Genomic DNA, 18,205 nt, shown 5'->3' on the forward strand with positions numbered 1-18,205 from the left:
CGGCACCCCCACCCCGCGCGTCAGCGCCCCGGCAGTTCCGTGCCGCTCGCGCGCAGCTGCGCGACGGCGTCGGCCAGCGCGCGCTTGCCGCGTGACGGGATGGGGAGCAGCGGCCGGCGCGGTGCGCTCGTGCGCACTCCACAGACCTCCGCGAGTGCGTAGAGCACGGACAGGGGCCGTTCGTGGCCCATGAGCTGCAGCAACGGGCGCAGGGCGGCGCTCCATGCGGAGGCGTCCTCCGCGCGGCCGTCCGCCACGGCCCGGTGGAAGGCCACGAACTCCGGTGCCAGCAGGGCGGCCAGCCCGCTGTGCCAGGCGGCCGTGGGGTACTCGTCCACGATGAGCTGGTCGCGGCTCGCCCCGTGGACCGTTCCCGGCTCGGACTGCTGCGCGAACAGCAGCTGCCGCGAGTGGAAGAGCCGCCCGGAGGACGCCGTGTCCTTGAACGCCACCACGTTGTCCAGCCACGACAGCTCCGACGCCAGCTCCACGGGGTACGTGAAGCCCGTGGTGGACGGGTTGTTGTAGAGACACAGGGGCAGGGACACCGCGGAGGCCACGGTCTCCACCTGGTCCGCTATCTCCTGCGATACGAGTGGGATGTAGCTCATGGGGCTCAGCACGAGCCCGTCCGCACCGCTGTTCTCGGCGGAGTAGGCGTGCTGCAGGACCTCCCGGGTGGTGAGAGCGGAGATTCCCGCGCCCACGGGTGTCCCGGACCCCGACGCCGCTCGCACGGCCGTCCGCACCACCTCGGCGCGTTCCTGCGCGTCCAGGTAGGCGAAGAGGCCCGAGGTGCCGAGCACCACGATTCCGTCCACACCGCTGCGGGCCAGCTGCGCCACACTGCGTTCCAGGGACTCCACGTCCAGTCCGCCACCGGGCAGCAGCGGGGTCACGGGATAGGCGATCACACCTGAGAACGTCATGGACAGCATGGCAACAGTTTAGGTGACCCTAACCACAACGGCACATCGCGGGAGGGTGGGATGAGGTCTGAAAGCGGCCGCGCGCGGTGTCGTACGAGGCAGACGCGGGCGCTGGTCCACAGCCACGGGACGAGGTCCCGTGCCGCGCGCACCCCACCGGGTCAGAAGATCGGGCCGCCCACGAACGGATCCAGGGCCACGCCCACGAACACGAAGGTGATGTAGGCGATGGAACCGTGGAAGACGTACATGGCCTGTTTGAGAGTGGGGCGGCCGTCCCGGGCCAGACCGTGCAGCTTGTGGCAGTGGTACGTGAACCAGCCGCCCGAGAGCAGCGCGATCACGCCGTACACCCAGCCTGCGCCACCCACGGGGATGAGAAGCAGCGAGCAGATGACGGTGGCCCACGCGTAGAGCACCACCTGGGCGCCCACGGTCCGGGCGGTGTCCACGGCGCCCAGCATGGGCACACCGGCGCGGGAGTAGTCCTCCGCGTACTTCATGGACAGCGGCCAGTAGTGCGGCGGGGTCCACAGGAAGATGAACGCGAAGAGCACGAGAGCGGGCCACTCGAGCGTGCCCCGGACCGCGGCCCACCCGATGAGCACGGGCATGCAGCCGGCGATCCCGCCCCAGACGATGTTCTGCGCGGTGCGGCGCTTGAGGATGATCGAGTAGAACACCGCGTACAGCGCGATCGCGACGGCTCCGAGGACGCCGCACAGCACACTGACGCCCAGGCTCAGCCACGCCACCGCGACGGCCGACAGCACCCACGCGAAGACCAGTGCCTCGCGGTCCCCCACCTCACCGGTCACCAGCGGCCGCTTGGCGGTGCGCCGCATGAGCCGGTCCTCGTTGCGGTCGATGTAGCAGTTGAACGCCCCGGCGGCCCCGGCGGCCAGCGTGCCGCCCACGAGGGTGTTGAGCACGAGCCAGAAATCGGGGATGCCACGCTGGGCGAAGAACATGGTGGGCACGGTTGCCACCAGCAGGAGCTCGATGATGCGCGGCTTGGTCAGGGCCACGTACGCTCTGAGCTTACGACCCGCGGTCATGCGACCCTCGTACCCGACCGGAGCAACCTCCGCGATCCGGGCCCCGGTCACTCCGTGTCCGTGCGGCGCAGGGGTTCCCGAGGAATTCGGGTGCGTCGCGGTGTCGAGGTGGTTCACGGATCAAAGCTCCAAAGAACGTGGGTGGCCCGCCCGGGGCGGGAGTGTTCGGGGCGGAGCGCGGCGGGCACGCACCGACACCCAGTCACAAGTATAGCCACCGAGGGCCGCTCCCGGGGGTGCCGGAAACTTGTGCCGAGGTCGGAGCGGGAGTTCTCCCCACCCGTCCCTGACGCGCACCGCCCACCCGGACTAAGGTTGATCCCAGAACCCGTGCTGCGCGCGATCCCATGGACCCCTCGGGCGTCGGACCCGCGGCAGCAGCACACCCCACACCCAGGAAAGGGGCTCGCCACCGTGCCGAACCTTGATCAACCGTTGAACTGGACCGAGCAGGACGCCCGCGCCGTGGACACCGCGCGCGTCCTCGCCGCGGACGCCGTGCAGAAGGTGGGCAACGGCCACCCCGGAACCGCCATGTCCCTGGCCCCCGCGGCGTACCTGCTGTTCCAGAAGGTCATGCGGCACGACCCCTCCGACGACCGCTGGACCGGCCGTGACCGGTTCATCCTCTCCCCCGGTCACACTTCCCTGACCCTGTACCTGCAGCTGTTCTTCTCCGGGTACGGACTGGAGATGTCCGATCTCGAGTCGCTGCGCACGTGGGGCTCCAAGGTGCCCGGGCACCCCGAGTACCGCCACACCACCGGCGTGGAGATCACCACCGGCCCGCTCGGCCAGGGTCTGGCCTCCGCCGTGGGCTTCGCGTACGCCCAGCGCTACACCCGGGGGCTCTTCGACGCGGACGCGCCCGAGGGCTCGTCACCGTTCGACCACCACGTGTTCGTGATCGCCTCCGACGGCGACCTCCAGGAGGGCATCACCTCCGAGGCGTCGTCGCTGGCCGGGACCCAGCAGCTGGGCAACCTCGTGGTGATCTACGACGACAACAAGATCTCCATCGAGGACGACACCAACGTGGCGTTCAACGAGGACGTCCTGGCCCGCTACGAGGCCTACGGCTGGCACACGGCCCGCGTGGACTGGCGCAACGGCGGTGAGTACAAGGAGGACGTCGAGGCGCTGTACGACGCGGTCGTCGCGGCCACCACGGTCACCGACAAGCCCTCGCTCATCGCCCTGAGCACCATCATCGGCTGGCCCTCGCCCAACAAGCAGAACACCGGCGGCATCCACGGCTCGGCGCTCGGTGCGGACGAGGTCGCGGCGACCAAGCAGATCCTCGGCTTCGACCCCGAGCAGTCCTTCCAGATCGAGCCGGAGATCCTGGACCACGTGCGCCAGGTGGCCGAGCGCGGCAAGCGGGAGCGGGCCGAGTGGGAGCAGTCCTTCGACGAGTGGCGTAGTGCCAACCCGGAGAAGGCCGCCCTCTACGACCGCATCAAGGACCAGGAGCTGCCGGCGGACTACGAGGCCGCGTTCCCCGTGTTCCCCGCGGGCAAGGCCATGGCCACGCGCAAGGCCTCGGGCCAGGTCATCAACGCCATCGCGGACACGTTCCCCGAGCTGTGGGGCGGTTCGTGCGACCTCGCCGGGTCCAACAACACCACGATCGACAGTGCGAAGTCCTTCATCCCGCCGGCCCGCTCCACCGACAAGTGGTCCGGTTCCCCGTACGGCCGGGTGCTGCACTTCGGCATCCGTGAGCACGCTGCAGCGGCCATCGTGAACGGGATCGTGATGAGCAGCCAGACCCGCGCGTACTCGGGCACGTTCCTCATCTTCTCCGACTACCAGCGCCCCGCGGTGCGCCTCGGCGCGCTCATGAAGGTGCCGTCCATCTACGTGTGGACCCACGACTCGATCGGCCTGGGTGAGGACGGTCCCACGCACCAGCCCGTGGAGCAGCTCTCGGCCCTGCGCGCGATCCCGGGGCTCGACGTCGTCCGCCCCGCGGATGCGAACGAGACCTCCGTGGCCTGGCGGACCATCCTCGAGAACCACGAGCACCCCGCCGGGATCGCGCTCACGCGCCAGGACCTGCCCACGATCGCCCGCACCGACCTGCACCCGGACGCCGAGGGCGAGAAGTTCGCCTCCGCCGAGGGTGTGGCGCGCGGCGGCTACGTCCTCGCGGACACCACGGGCACCCCGGACGTGATCCTGATCGGCACCGGCTCCGAGGTGCAGCTGGCCCTGCAGGCCCGCGAGCAGCTCAAGACCCAGGGCGTTGCGGCCCGTGTGGTCTCCATGCCGTGCCGCGAGTGGTTCGACGCGCAGGACGCGGACTACCGCAACTCCGTGATCCCCTCGGACGTCAGGGCCCGCGTGAGCGTGGAGGCCGGGATCCGGATGTCGTGGAACGACCTCCTGGGGGACGCCGGCCGCGCCGTGTCTCTCGAGCACTTCGGCGAGTCCGCGGACTACGAGACGCTCTACCACGAGTTCGGCATCACCGTCGAGGCCGTGGCGGACGCCGCCCGGGAGTCCATCGCCGCCGCGCGCTGAGACCCGCCACCAACCGGCGTCGCGGGCGGGAGCCCCGGGTTCCCGCCCGCGACGCACCACAGCACTTCATTGCGACCGGAGGAACCACACATGAGCACCCCCACACAGAAACTCTCCGACGCCGGCGTCTCCATCTGGCTGGACGACCTCTCCCGCCAGCGGCTCACGAGCGGCAACCTGCAGGAACTGATCGACACCAAGAACGTGGTGGGCGTGACCACCAACCCCACGATCTTCGCGGCGGCACTCGCGGACGGCGAGTCCTACCGCGAGCAGGTGGCCGAGCTCGCCGCCGCGGGCACCTCGGTGGACGACGCCGTCTTCCGCATCACCACGGACGACGTCCGGGACGCGTGCGACCTCTTCGCCCCCATTGCCGAGGCCACCCAGGGCGTGGACGGCCGCGTGTCCATCGAGGTGGACCCGCGGCTCGCGCAGGACGCGGACGCGACCTCCGCGATGGCGCAGAAGCTGTCACAGACCATCGACCGCCCGAACGCCCTGATCAAGATCCCCGCCACGGAGAAGGGCCTGCCCTCGATCGCGGCCACGATCGCCGAGGGCATCTCGGTGAACGTGACGCTGATCTTCTCCCTGGACCGCTACCGCGGCGTCATCAACGCCTACATGGAGGGCCTGGAGCGGGCCCTGGAGAACGGGAAGGACCTGTCCACCATCCACTCGGTGGCCTCCTTCTTCGTCTCCCGCGTGGACACCGAGATGGACAAGCGTCTGGACGCCGTGGGAACCGACGAGGCCGCGGCACTGAAGGGCAAGGCCGGTCTGGCCAATGCCCGCCTGGCCTACCAGGTCTACGCGCAGCAGCTGGACACCGAGCGCTGGAAGCGGCTCGCCGCAGCCGGTGCCAACCCGCAGCGTCCGCTGTGGGCGTCCACCGGTGTGAAGGACCCCAACCTGCCGGACACGCTGTACGTGAGCGAACTGGTGGCACCCAACACGGTCAACACCATGCCCGAGAAGACCCTCGACGCCACGTTCGACCACGCCGAGGTCACCGGGGACACCGTCACCGGGACCTACGAGGAGTCCACCGAGATCCTCAACGCGATCGGCGAGCAGGGCGTCTCCTACCAGGAGGTCGTGGAGGCGCTCGAGTCCGAGGGGCTCGACAAGTTCGACGCGTCCTGGGACGAGCTGCTCACCACCGTCCGCACCGCGCTCGACGAGGCCCGCTGACCCGCCGCCGGTCCCGTCACCCGGTGGCGGGACCGGCTCGCAGCACCGGGCCCCGCGGTCCTGCGACCGCGGAACCCGGCGCCGCCGCACCGCACCGATGTCCCCACCCAGTCCGAGGAGGCTCCCCGTGAGCTCATTGTCATTGCAGGCAGCAGGATCCGCGCGCGACGCCGTCGACTCGCACGTGCCCCGTCTCGTCGCCGAGAACTTCGCCTCCGGGCTCTTCGACCAGGATCCCACCCTGTGGGGGCCCGCGGCCGAGAAAGAAGCCGCGATCCGCCTCGGGTGGACCGACGCCGCGAACGTGTCCCGCCCGCTCGTGCCCGAGATCATGCAGCTGCGGGACGACTTCGCCCGGGAGGGCGTCACCCGCTTCGTCCTCGCCGGCATGGGCGGTTCCTCGCTGGCCCCCGAGGTCATCACGCGCAGCGCCGGCGTGGAGCTGTTCGTGCTGGACTCCACCGATCCCGAGATGGTCACCAAGGCGCTTCAGGACCTCGAGCACACCGCGCTGATCGTCTCCTCCAAGTCCGGATCCACCGTGGAGACGGATTCCGCGCGCCGCGTGTTCCTGGAGGCGTTCGAGCGCGCAGGGATCGACGCGCCGTCGCGCATCGTGGTGGTCACGGACCCCGGCTCCCCCATGGACGAAGCCTCTCGGGAGGCCGGCTACCGCAAGACCTTCAACGCGGATCCGAACGTGGGCGGGCGGTTCTCCGCGCTGACCGCTTTCGGGCTCGTGCCGTCGGGTCTGGCCGGAGTGGACATCGCGGCCCTGCTCGACGACGCCGAGGAGGCCGCGGAGATGCTGCGCGAGGACGACGAGAACAACATCGGCCTGCAGCTCGGAGCGGCGCTCGGCGGCACCGCACCGCTGCGGGACAAGATCGTGCTCGTGAACCGGGGCGCTCCGTTCGTGGGCTTCGCGGACTGGGCCGAGCAGCTGATCGCCGAGTCCACCGGCAAGTCCGGCACGGGAGTGCTGCCCGTGGTGGTGGACGAGTCCGCGCCCGAGCTGACCTCGGACGCCCGGGACGTCCTGGTGGTCTCGCTCGTGGCCGAGGACGCCGCGGAGGTGGAGACCGGTGACGGCATGCGCGTGGCCGGGTCCCTGAGCGGGCTCATGCTGGCCTTCGAGGTGGCGATCGCGGTGGCCGGGCGGCTGCTCGGCATCGACCCCTACAACCAGCCGGACGTGGAGTCCGCCAAGGCGGCCACCCGCGAGCTGCTGGCCTCCTCGCCCGAGCCCTCCCCCGCCGCGGCCACCGACGGTGCCGTGGAGATCCGCGGCGACGAGACCCTGCTCGACGGGGCCACCACGGTGCCCCGGGCGCTGGCCGCCCTGCTCTCGCAGCTCCCGGAGGACGGCTACGTCAGCGTGCAGGCGTACTTCGACCGCCTGGAGTGGTCCCGGCTCGAGTCGGTCCGCGACCAGCTGGCCCGCCACACCGGGCGACCCGTGACCTTCGGGTGGGGCCCCCGGTTCCTGCACTCCACGGGCCAGTACCATAAGGGCGGACCCGCGCAGGGCGTGTACCTGCAGATCACGGCGGCCACCGACACGGACGTGGACATCCCCGGCATCCCCTTCACGTTCGGCGAGCTGATCGGCGCGCAGGCGGACGGCGACGCCGCGGTGCTCACGGACCACCACCGTCCCGTGCTGCGGCTGCGCCTCACGGACCGCGCGGCGGGCGTGGCCCAGTTGCTCGAGGTGGCCGCCGCGCTCTGATCCTGCCCCCACCGACCAGCGAACGGACAGGAAACCCCGTGCCCGACACCACCAATTCCAACCCCCTGCGGGATCCGCGTGACCGCCGGCTCACCCGCGTGGCGGCGCCGTCGGCCCTCGTGCTGTTCGGCGTGACCGGCGATCTTGCCAAGAAGAAGCTGCTGCCCGCCATGTACGACCTCGCCAACCGCAGCCTGCTGCCGCCCGCGTTCTCGCTGGTCGGCTTCGGCCGGCGGGACTGGGACGACGCCCAATTCGCGGAGTACGTGAAGGAGCACGTCACCGAGCACGCCCGCACGCCGTACAACGAGGACCTGTGGAACCAGTTCGCCTCGGGCCTGCGGTTCGTGCACGGCGAGTTCGACGACGACGACGCCTACGAGCGGCTCGCGCAGACCCTGGACGAGCTGGACCGGGACAGGGGCACGCGCGGCAACCACGCGTTCTACCTCTCCATCCCGCCCAAGGCCTTCGAGACGGTGTGCCACCGGCTCGCGGACCACGACCTCGCCGACAGCGAGAACAGCAAGGGCTGGCGGCGCGTGGTCATCGAGAAGCCGTTCGGCCACGACCTGGAGTCCGCGCGGGAGCTCAACGCGATCGTCGAGCGCGTGTTCCGCGCGGACAGCGTGTTCCGCATCGACCACTACCTGGGCAAGGAGACGGTGCAGAACATCCTGGCGCTGCGCTTCGCGAACCAGATGTTCGAGCCGCTGTGGGACGCCCGCTACGTGGACCACGTGCAGATCACCATGGCGGAGGAGATCGGGATCGGCTCCCGCGCCGGCTACTACGACGGCGTGGGCGCGGCACGGGACGTGATCCAGAACCACCTGCTGCAGCTGCTGGCGCTCACCGCCATGGAGGAGCCGACCTCGTTCTCCGAGCAGAACCTGCGCCGGGAGAAGGCCAAGGTGCTGGAGTCGGTGACGCTGCCGGAGCACCTCGGCGAGCACTCCGCGCTGGGCCAGTACACCTCCGGGCTCCAGGGCGGCGAGTTCGTGAAGGGCTTCCACGAGGAGAGCGACATCCCCGCGGACTCCCGCACCGAGACCTTTGCGGCCCTGCGGGTGGACATCACCAACCGCCGCTGGGCCGGGGTGCCCTTCTACCTGCGTGCGGGCAAGCGGCTGGGGCGCCGGGTCACGGAGATCGCCGTGGCCTTCAAGAAGTCCCCCAACCTGCTGTTCCGGGAGACGGACCACGAGGAGTTCGGACAGAACGCCATCGTGATCCGGATCCAGCCGGACGAGGGCGTGACCATCCGCTTCGGCTCCAAGGTCCCGGGCACGCAGTCCGAGATCCGGGACGTCACCATGGACTTCGGCTACGGCCACGCGTTCACCGAGTCCAGCCCGGAGGCCTACGAGCGCCTGATCTTCGACGTCCTGCTGGGCGAGCCGCCGCTGTTCCCCGACCACTCAGAGGTGGAGCTGTCCTGGAAGATCCTGGACCCGTTCGAGAAGTACTGGAGCGAGCAGCGGGTGGAGCCCGAACCCTACGAGCCGGGTTCCTGGGGACCCGCCTCGGCCCACGAGCTGATGGCCCGTGACGGACGTGTCTGGAGGCGACCGTGATAGTCGACATGGAGAACACCACCGCGGCGAAGATCGAGAAGAAGCTCAACGAGCTGCGGGACGAGAACGGCGTGGTGACCCTGGGGCGCGTGCTCACGCTCGTGATCCTGGCGCAGGCGGGCCACTCGGAGATGGCCATCGAGGCCGCCAACTACGCCAGTCACGAGCACCCGTGCCGGATCATCGTGCACGTGGCGCACTCCCGCGGTGACGAGACCCGACTGGACGCCCAGCTGCGGATGGGTGGGGATGCAGGAGCCTCGGAGGTCATCCTGATGCACGGCTACGGGGAGCTCGCCGAGCCCACCGAGACCCTCGTCTCGGCCCTGCTGCTGCCGGACGCACCCATCGTGGCCTGGTGGCCGCACGACTTCCCGGACAGTCCCAGCACCAGTTCGATCGGGCGGATCGCGCACCGCAGGATCACGGACTCCTCCCGCGCGGACGAACCGTTCGACTCCCTGGCGCAGCTGTCCCGGCAGTACACCCCCGGGGACACGGACCTCGCGTGGACGCGGGTGACCAACTGGCGGGTCCAGCTGGCCGCCGTCCTCGACCAGGTGGGTCCCGTGACGGTCCGCGAGATCGTGCTCGAGGGCTCCGCCGTGGCGCCGTCCATGGTGCTGCTGGGCGTGTGGCTCTCCAGCAAGCTGGGCGCACCGGCCACCATCGTGAGCGACCCCTCGCGCCGCGCCCTCGACCGTGTCTGCCTGGTCACGACGGACGGACCCGTGGAACTCAACCGGCCGGGTCGCACCGTGGCGGTGCTCACGCAGCCCGGCCAGCCCGACCAGCAGATCGCGATGCCCGTGCGGGACCTCAAGGCATGTCTCGCGGAGGAGCTGCGGCGCCTGGACGCGGACGAGGTGTACGGGGAGGTCATCACGTCCGGCCTGGACACCGCGAAGATCTCCACCCGCTCCGCGGACGATCCGGAGGACACCGATCCCCTCCCGGAGGCCATGGCCCAGGCCGACGACACCGGGGAGTCCAGCACCGGGGTTGAGGAGACCGAGGACGTCCCCGGGCCCGGAGCCCCCGAGGGTGAGGCCCGCGGTGCCGCTGCGGATGCGGCGTCGGCCGGGGAGTCCCGATCGTGAGTGCCGAGACGCGCCCCCAGCCCCGTCTGGTCCCCCACGACGGCGCGGACAGCCTGGCACGGGACACAGCCCGCCGCGTCCTGGAGGTCCTCGAGAGCGCCCAGGACGAGCGCGGCGAGGCCACGCTGCTGCTGACCGGGGGCAGCATGGGCACGCGGGTGGTCGAGGAGCTCGCGAACCACGGGGACGCCCCCGTGGTCGACTGGTCCCGTGTGAACGTGTGGTGGTCGGACGAGCGCTTCCTGCCCGGCGCGGATCCCGAGCGCAACGGGGTCCAGGCCGCGGACGTCTGGGACGACACGCTGGAGCTGACCTGGGACCGGGTGCACCCCGTGGCCGGCTCCGACGAGATCGACACGGTGGACGCCGCGGCCGAGGACTACCGGGAGGAACTCGCGGCCGCCGCCGAGCAGGAGGGCTCGGTCACGGGACTGCCCCGCTTCGACGTCGCCCTGCTGAGTCTGGGCCCGGACACCCACGTGGCGTCCCTGTTCCCCGGCCGGCAGGACGTGCTGCGCACGGACGCATCCGTCTTCGCCGTCACGGACTCCCCGAAACCGCCCCCCGCACGCGTGACCATGTCGCTGGAGGCCGTCAACTCCGCCGACCGCGTGTGGCTGCTCGTGTCAGGCGCCGCCAAGGCGGAGGCACTGGCCGCCATCCGCAGGCCCGCGGTGACACCCGTCGAGGCACCCGGCAGCGCCGCGCGCGGTACCCGGGAAACCCTCTGGCTGGTCACCGAGGACGCCCTGCCCGGGGTGCCGGAGGACCCGGACCGGCACCGGGGCTGACCGGGCCCTCCGGCGCCACGGGGCCGCAGCAGCCTGACGGACGCGAAAGGCTCACGGGGGTCCCGGGGACGGTCTGCACGGCACCGCGCCCGGGCCCCCGGCCCGCCGGGACGCCGGTCACTGCCGACGAAAGACGTGGGGAACGAGGAAGACCCGGACCGTGGCGGTCCGGGTCTTCCTCGTGGCGTCACGGGGTGGTGGCGCTCCCCGCGGAGATCAGGCCACCGGCGGGTTGAACCGCATGAGCAGCCCGTAGGACAGGATGGCCAGCGCCCACACGATCGCGAGAACGGTGGTGATGCGCACCACGTTCTTCTGGGCCGCACCGGACGTGTTGAGCGACTGCGTCATGCCGCCGCCGAACATGTCGGACAGGCCGCCGCCCTTGCCCTTGTTGAGCAGGACGAACATGATGCACAGGATGCTGGTCGCCACGATGACGACCTGCAGGGCGATCTGGAGGATCTCCACGTGTTGCCTCACTTCGGGAATTGCGTGGCTGCTGGACCGCAGCCGTGGGAGGGACCCGGACGGCGTGTGCAGCGGCCGGCGGGATCAGAGGTCTGGCGCCAGTGTACAGGCGCCGCCGGGGTGGACCCGCACGGCGGTGCACCGCGCGGGCCGGGAACCCGCCGCAGTCGGCCACCGCCACCCATCGCCCCAGCTGCCGCGGTGCCGGCCGGGGGTGGGCGGCGGAGCGGGTCAGTCGGTGACCAGGTGCTGCTCGAAGCGCGCGATCTTGGCGAACTCCTCCGCGTCCAGGCTCGCGCCGCCCACCAGGGCACCGTCCACGTCCGCGCCGGAGAGGATGGACGCGACGTTCGAGGACTTCACGGAGCCGCCGTAGAGGATGCGCGTGGCACCGGAGAACTCCTTGCCGTAAAGCGACGTCAGTTCTTCACGGATGGCGTGGCACATCTCCTGCGCGTCCTCCGGGCCCGCCACCTCACCGGTGCCGATGGCCCACACCGGTTCGTAGGCCACCACGAGACCCGCGAGCTCGCCCTCCGAGAGCTCGGCGAGGCTTCCCCGCAGCTGCTCGAGCGTGTAGGAGACGTGGTTGCCGGACTGCCTCTCCTCGAGGCCCTCCCCCACGCACAGCACGGGAGTGAGGTCGTGGCGGATGGCCGCGCGGACCTTGTCACGGCACGTCTCGTCCGTCTCCTCGTGAATGCTGCGGCGCTCGGAGTGGCCCACCAGTGCGTAGGTGCAGCCGAGCTTGGCGAGGAACTGCCCGGAGACGTCCCCGGTGTACGCCCCCGAGTCCTGGTCCGAGAGGTCCTGCGCCCCGTAGCGGATCTGGAGCCCGTCCCCGTCCACGAGGGACTGGACCGAGCGCAGGTCCGTGAACGGCGGGAACACCGCGACCTCCACGCGGGAGAAGTCGTGCTTGGCGTCCTTGAGCGTCCACGCCAGCTTCTGCAGCAGGGCGATGCCCTGCGTGTGGTCCATGTTCATCTTCCAGTTGCCCGCGATCAGGGGCGTGCGGTCGAAGACACCGTTGGTCTGCGTGGTCATGCTGCTTCTCCTTCGTCCGCGCTGGGCAACGCGGTGGGCTGGTCGTGAGGTGACGGGTTCGTGGGCGGGAGCCCTCGGTGCGGGCTCCCGCCCACGGATACGGGGTCAGCGGGTCAGGCGCCCAGCGACACGACGCCGGGCAGCTCCTTGCCCTCGATGAACTCCAGGGAGGCTCCGCCACCCGTGGAGATGTGGCCGAACTGCTCGTCCCGGTACCCCAGGTTGCGCACCGCGGACGCGGAGTCACCGCCGCCGATCACGCTCATGGCGTCGGAGTTCGCCAGCGCCTCGGCCACGGCCCTGGTGCCGCCGGCGAACGCGGCCATCTCGAACACACCCACGGGCCCGTTCCAGAACACGGTCTTCGCGCCCGAGATCTTCTGGGCGAAGAGCTTCGCGGACTCGGGTCCGATGTCCAGGCCCAGCCCGGAGTCACCGATCTCTCCGCCCTCGATGTCCTCGATGGGGCGCACCTCGTGCTCCGCGTCCGCCGCGAAGCGGGACGCGTAGACCACGTCCACGGGCAGCACGATCTCCGTGCCGGCGCTCTGCGCACGGTCCAGGTAGCCCTTGACGGTCTCGACCTGGTCCTGCTCGAGCAGCGAGGATCCCACGGCGTGGCCCTGGGCGGCGAGGAAGGTGAACACCATGCCGCCGCCGATCAGCAGCGAGTCCGCCTTGCCGATCAGGTTGTCGATGACGGCGAGCTTGTCCGAGACCTTGGACCCGCCCATGACCACCACGAACGGTCGCTCCGGATCCGATATCACCTTGGTGAGCACGTCCACCTCGGTCTTGACGAGGTCCCCCAGGTAGCCGGGCAGCACGTGCGCGATGTCGTACACCGAGGCGTGCTTGCGGTGGACGGCACCGAAGGCGTCGTCCACGTAGGCGCCGTTCTCACCCGTGAGGGCGGCGAGCTCGCGCGCGAACTCCGCGCGCTCGGCGTCGTCCTTGGAGGTCTCCCGAGCGTCGTAGCGCACGTTCTCGAGCACCAGGATCTGACCGTCCTGCAGGGCCTCGGCCTTGGAGCGCGCGTCCTGCCCCACCACGTCGGTGGCGACGACGACCGGTGCCTTCGAGAGCTCGGCCAGCCGGTCCGCGGCGGGGCCGATCGAGTACTTGGGGTCCACGGTGCCCTTAGGGCGCCCGAGGTGCGCCATCACGATGACCCGCGCTCCGGCGTGGGCCAGCTTCTCGAGCACCGGCAGCGACGCGCGCACGCGACCGTCGTCGGTCACGGTGGAGCCGTCCAGCGGCACGTTGAGGTCAGAGCGCACGAGCACCCGGCGCCCGGTGACCCCCTCGGCAATGAGATCGTCCAGTGACTTGGCCATATCCGTCATCCCTTCCCTGTGGTGAAAACACGTGCCGATGACAATGGCGCCGGCACCCTGGGGCACCGGCGCCACTGAGCGGTCTGACTCAGAGCTTATCCGCAACGTAGGAGACGAAGTCCACGAGTCGGATGGTGTAGCCCCACTCGTTGTCGTACCACGCGACGACCTTGACCTGGTTGTCGATCACCTTGGTCAGCGGAGCGTCGAACACGGTGGAGACGTCGTAGCCCTCGATGTCCTTGGAGACCAGCGCCTCCTCGGAGTACTCGATGATGCCCTTGAAGGGGCCCTCGGCAGCCTTCTTCACGGCGGCGTTGACGGACTCGACCGTGACGTCCTCGCGCACGTCCACGGTGAGGTCCACGAGCGAGCCCGTGGGGACGGGAACGCGCACGGCGAAGCCGTCCAGCTTGCCCTTGAGCTCGGGCAGCACCAGGCCCACGGCGGCGGCGGCACCGGTGGTCGTGGGGATCATGCTCAGTGCGGCGGCGCGGGCGCGGCGCAGGTCCTTGTGCGGGGCATCGTGCAAGCGCTGGTCACCCGTGTAGGCGTGGATGGTGGTCATCAGACCGCGCTCCACGCCGAACTCGTCGTTGATCACCTTGGCCAGCGGTGCCAGGCAGTTGGTGGTGCAGGACGCAGCGGAGACAAGGTTCATGGTGGCGGGATCGTAGGACTCGTGGTTCACGCCGTACACGAAGGTGCCGTCCACCTCCTTGCCCGGGGCGGAGAGCACGACCTTCTTGGCGCCGGCGTCCAGGTGGGCCTGCATCTGCGGGCCCTTGGTGAAGCGGCCGGTGGACTCCACCACGATGTCCACCCCGAGCTCACCCCAGGGCAGCTTGGAGGGGTCGGGCTCGGCCAGGAACTTCACCTGATGGCCGTCCACGGTCATGACGTCGCCGTCCAGGGAGACCTCGGACTTCAGCCGGCCCATGACCGAGTCGAACTCGAACAGGTGCTTCAGGGTCTCCGGCGCGGTGAGGTCGTTGACGGCCACCAGCTCGATGTCGTGGCCGTGGTGGGTGTACAGCGCGCGTGCGAAGCACCGGCCGATACGTCCGAAACCGTTGATGGCAACCTTGACTGTCACTGCATTCTCCTCTGCATGTCGTGGTGCGGTGGACGCCCGGCCGGTCGAATGTGGGATCGAAACCAATCGGCACGAATCCCACACGCCGCAGGGCCCGACGACGGCGGCCGTCCACCAGGTCTTCCGAGTCCAGTTTAGCGGGATCCGGGCGGTGATGACAGTGGGTGCGGACGAGACGGGCGCCTCATCCGCAAACCCCACATGAACCCACATTCACCCCGGGGTCACACGCGTGCGGTATCATTCGCGCCCCCTGCCGGCGCCCGCGCGGGTCGCGAACTCCGTGGTGGTGGCCACACCCGTCTCCTCCGCCCGCCGGTCGGCCATGGCGAGCAGTCGGCGGATCCGCCCGGCGATCGCGTCCTTCGTGAGGGGCGGGTCGGACAGCCGTCCGAGCTCGTCGAGGCTCGCCTGCTTGTTGGCCACGCGCAGCCGGCCCGCGGCACGTAGGTGCTCGGGGGCGTCGTCGCCCAGGATGTCCAGGGCCCGCTCCACCTTCGCGCCCGCCGTGACGGCGGCCTGCGCGGAGCGCCGGAGGTTGGCGTCGTCGAAGTTGGCGAGCCGGTTGGCCGTGGCGCGCACCTCCTTGCGCATCCGGCGGTCCTCCCACTGCAGCAGGGCGCGGTGGGCGCCCAGGCGCGTGAGCAGCGCGGCGATCGTGTCGCCGTCACGGACCACCACGCGATCCACTCCCCGCACCTGGCGGGCCTTGGCGAGCACGTCCAGCCGGCGCGCGGAGCCCACGAGCGCGAGCGCCGCCTCAGGACCGGGGCACGTGAACTCCATGGCGGCGGCGCGGCCCGGTTCCGTGAGCGACCCGTGGGCGAGGAAGGCACCGCGGATGACCGCCGCGGACTCCTCCACGCTGCCGTTGACCACGGCGGGGGGCAGGCCGCGGACGGGCCGGCCGTGGGCGTCGAGCAGCCCGGTGCGTCGGGCCAGTGCCTCACCGTCCCGCGCGACGCGCACCACCCAGGTGCGGTCCCGGCGCAGACCGCCCCCGCTGATCACCCCGAGCTCGCACTCGTGGCCGAAGACCTCGCCCACCGTGCGGGCCGCCCGCCGGGCCACGGACTCGGTGTCCAGCTCGGCCTCCACGACGATCCGGCCGCCCACGATGTGCAGTCCGCCCGCGAAGCGCAGCAGGGCGGACAGCTCCGCCGCCCGCACCGCGGACTTGCGCACCTGCAGGTGTGCGAGTTCCTCCTTGACCGAAGCGGTCAGTGCCATAGCCGTTGCTCTCCTTGCCGGGTCGATGTGGGGGCTGCGGGGACGGACCCGCTCAGCGCTCCGCGTTCATGATCTGCTGGTAGGCCGCAGCCAGCTTGAAGGGGTTGTGCACGGAACCGCCGTCCCTGTCCCGCAACGAGTCCCAGTGCACCACCGCTCCGAGCTGGGCGGCCGCGGCTTCGACGTCCTTGGGCGACTCCGCGGCGGACGGGTCCGCGAGCACCACGTCCAGCCGCAGGTCCGGGGCGTAACGCTGCAGCACGCGCAGCTGGTCCCCCGAGCCCATGCTGAGGGTCTCGGAGTCCCGTGACAGGTTGAGGGTCACGAGCTTGCGGGCGGGCGAGGCGCAGATCGCGTCCCGCAGCTGCGGCAGCAGCAGGTGCGGAAGCACCGAGGTGTGCCAGGACCCCGGTCCCAGCACCACCCAGGCGGCCTCCTCGATGGCGGTGACGGCCTCGGGGCACGCGGGGGCGTGCTCCGGGGACAGCCGGACGTTGCACACGTCCGCCTCCTTGGCCAGCCGCGACTGCCCCGTGACGGTGCGCGTGATGGACTCCGGGGGGCAGGCCACCGTGGGGTCGCTGCCGGGCGAGACGTCACCCTCGATCACGAGCGGCACGCAGCTCATGGGCAGCACCTGTCCCCTGGCGCCGAGCAGCGCCCCGGCCCACCGCAGCCCCTCCACGGGATCACCCAGCAGCTGCCACAGGGTCACGATGAGCAGGTTGCCCAGTGCGTGGTTGTCCAGGCCCTCGTCGGGGTGGTGCTTGACGCTGAAGCGGTGCTGCATGACGTCGCTCCACGTCCGGCCCCACTGGGAGTCGTCGCACAGCGCGGCCAGCGCCATGCGCAGGTCCCCGGGGGGCAGCACGCCGAGGTCGTCACGCAGCCTGCCGGACGAACCGCCGTCGTCCGCGACCGTGACCACGGCGGTCAGTGCCGGGGCCAGCAGCCGCAGGGCGGACAGGCTCGCGGACAGTCCGTGCCCGCCGCCCAGGGCCACCACCGAGTCGGCGTCCGTCAGGGCATCCCGGGCGGAGGGGTCCAGCGAGTGATAGGGGTCCACGTCGCGTCGGCTGCTCAGGGGCAGCCGTGGCAACGCACCCGTGGTGGGAAATGAGTTCATGGGTTCCGTACTGTCTGGGGGTCGGGACTACTCTCGGCCCAGGTCCCGGTGCTGAAGGTTGACGGTCACGCGAGGGGACTTGCTCAGTCTGCGGGCCACTTCCTCGGTGAGCGCCACTGATCGGTGCTTGCCTCCCGTGCAGCCGATGGCGATGGTCGCGTAGTGCTTGCTCTCGTTGCGGTACCCGGCGAAGACGGGTTCGAGCATGGCCACGAAGCGGTCCACGAACGTCCTGGCGCCGTCGTTGCCGAACACGTAGTCCCGCACCTCGGGGTCCTTCCCGGTGCGCGGTCGCAGGGCCGGGACCCAGTGCGGGTTGGGGATGAACCGCACGTCCGCCACGAAGTTGGCGTCCGCGGGCACGCCGTACTTGAACCCGAAGCTCATGACCGTCAGGCGCAGCACCACGGGGCCGCTGGTGGAGAACATGTCCCCCACGGCCCTGGTCAGGGCGTGGACGTTGAACGACGTGGTGTCCAGGACGGAGTCCGCGGTCTCGCGCAGGTCCCGCAGCAGTTCGCGCTCGGCCTTGATGCCGTCCAGGATCCGGCCCCCGGCCTGCAGCGGGTGCGGTCTGCGCTGCAGCTCGTAGCGCGAGACCAGAGCCTCGTCCGAGGCCTCGAGGTACAGCACGGAGAAATCCACGCCGGAGGTCTCGAGTGCCGCGAGGGTCTCCTTCATGTCGTTGAACAGCGCCTTGCCGCGGACGTCGATCACGACCGCCAGCTTGGGCAGCGTCTGCGGAGTGCGCGAAGCCAGGTCCGCCAGGGTCCCCAGCATCTGCGGCGGCAGGTTGTCCACCACGTACCAGCCGAGGTCCTCGAGCGCGTTGGCCGCCGTGGAGCGACCCGCTCCGGACATCCCGGTCACGATCAGCAGCTCCGTGGTGGGGGGCTTCACGGGTTCCAGAACGGGGCTCGCGGGATCCGGAGGTGGGGTGCTCATGGACTGACGGACCGCCTGATCTGCCGACTGCAAGGTTCCCCTT

Annotated in this window: 15 protein-coding genes; 6 read left to right on the plus strand and 9 right to left on the minus strand. The window is 70.5% G+C overall.

What is annotated here, in order from left to right:
- Window positions 1-20: 20 nt before the first annotated feature.
- Entirely contained in the window at window positions 21-938 is a 918-nt protein-coding gene (locus C1C97_RS01920) for a dihydrodipicolinate synthase family protein (protein WP_110919011.1), read from the minus strand.
- Between the two features lie 152 nt (window positions 939-1,090).
- On the minus strand, window positions 1,091-1,987 hold the full coding sequence (locus C1C97_RS01925) for a heme o synthase (protein WP_121030485.1): 897 nt from the start codon (window positions 1,985-1,987) through the stop codon (window positions 1,091-1,093).
- A 414-nt stretch (window positions 1,988-2,401) separates the two neighbouring features.
- Here C1C97_RS01925 and tkt point away from each other — a divergent pair, with 414 nt between their 5' ends.
- From tkt to pgl, 6 genes are all read left to right on the plus strand, one after another.
- Window positions 2,402-4,513, plus strand: coding sequence for a transketolase (gene tkt, locus C1C97_RS01930; RefSeq protein WP_110919010.1), 2,112 nt, complete (start codon window positions 2,402-2,404; stop codon window positions 4,511-4,513).
- Between the two features lie 90 nt (window positions 4,514-4,603).
- Entirely contained in the window at window positions 4,604-5,710 is a 1,107-nt protein-coding gene (tal, locus tag C1C97_RS01935) for a transaldolase (protein ID WP_121029837.1), read from the plus strand.
- A gap of 127 nt (window positions 5,711-5,837) precedes the next feature.
- Entirely contained in the window at window positions 5,838-7,442 is a 1,605-nt protein-coding gene (locus C1C97_RS01940) for a glucose-6-phosphate isomerase (RefSeq protein ID WP_121029838.1), read from the plus strand.
- A 38-nt stretch (window positions 7,443-7,480) separates the two neighbouring features.
- Entirely contained in the window at window positions 7,481-9,019 is a 1,539-nt protein-coding gene (zwf, locus tag C1C97_RS01945; protein ID WP_199712153.1) for a glucose-6-phosphate dehydrogenase, read from the plus strand.
- A gap of 8 nt (window positions 9,020-9,027) precedes the next feature.
- Window positions 9,028-10,119, plus strand: coding sequence for a glucose-6-phosphate dehydrogenase assembly protein OpcA (locus C1C97_RS01950; protein ID WP_110919007.1), 1,092 nt, complete (start codon window positions 9,028-9,030; stop codon window positions 10,117-10,119).
- Window positions 10,116-10,910, plus strand: a complete 795-nt coding sequence (gene pgl / locus C1C97_RS01955; protein ID WP_121029839.1) for a 6-phosphogluconolactonase — start codon at window positions 10,116-10,118, stop codon at window positions 10,908-10,910. Before C1C97_RS01950 ends, pgl begins: the two co-directional genes overlap by 4 nt.
- A gap of 216 nt (window positions 10,911-11,126) precedes the next feature.
- Here the strand turns inward: pgl and secG are convergent, their stop codons facing one another.
- From secG to rapZ, 7 genes are all read right to left on the minus strand, one after another.
- Window positions 11,127-11,381 (minus strand): preprotein translocase subunit SecG, encoded by a 255-nt coding sequence (gene secG, locus C1C97_RS01960; RefSeq protein WP_110919005.1) that lies wholly within the window; start codon window positions 11,379-11,381, stop codon window positions 11,127-11,129.
- 231 nt (window positions 11,382-11,612) lie between these two features.
- Entirely contained in the window at window positions 11,613-12,428 is an 816-nt protein-coding gene (gene tpiA, locus C1C97_RS01965) for a triose-phosphate isomerase (protein WP_121029840.1), read from the minus strand.
- 113 nt (window positions 12,429-12,541) lie between these two features.
- Window positions 12,542-13,765 (minus strand): phosphoglycerate kinase, encoded by a 1,224-nt coding sequence (locus tag C1C97_RS01970; RefSeq protein ID WP_121029841.1) that lies wholly within the window; start codon window positions 13,763-13,765, stop codon window positions 12,542-12,544.
- An 88-nt stretch (window positions 13,766-13,853) separates the two neighbouring features.
- Window positions 13,854-14,861, minus strand: coding sequence for a type I glyceraldehyde-3-phosphate dehydrogenase (gene gap, locus C1C97_RS01975; protein WP_110919002.1), 1,008 nt, complete (start codon window positions 14,859-14,861; stop codon window positions 13,854-13,856).
- A gap of 240 nt (window positions 14,862-15,101) precedes the next feature.
- Window positions 15,102-16,091, minus strand: a complete 990-nt coding sequence (whiA, locus tag C1C97_RS01980) for a DNA-binding protein WhiA (RefSeq protein ID WP_110919001.1) — start codon at window positions 16,089-16,091, stop codon at window positions 15,102-15,104.
- Between the two features lie 52 nt (window positions 16,092-16,143).
- The gene (locus C1C97_RS01985) at window positions 16,144-17,217 is read right to left on the minus strand and encodes a gluconeogenesis factor YvcK family protein (protein WP_110919000.1); all 1,074 of its coding nucleotides are present in this window, start codon (window positions 17,215-17,217) and stop codon (window positions 16,144-16,146) included.
- A 27-nt stretch (window positions 17,218-17,244) separates the two neighbouring features.
- On the minus strand, window positions 17,245-18,162 hold the full coding sequence (gene rapZ / locus C1C97_RS01990) for an RNase adapter RapZ (RefSeq protein WP_121029842.1): 918 nt from the start codon (window positions 18,160-18,162) through the stop codon (window positions 17,245-17,247).
- Window positions 18,163-18,205: the final 43 nt, after the last annotated feature.

The organism is Kocuria tytonis (assembly GCF_003226895.2).
Lineage (GTDB): Bacteria > Actinomycetota > Actinomycetes > Actinomycetales > Micrococcaceae > Kocuria > Kocuria tytonis.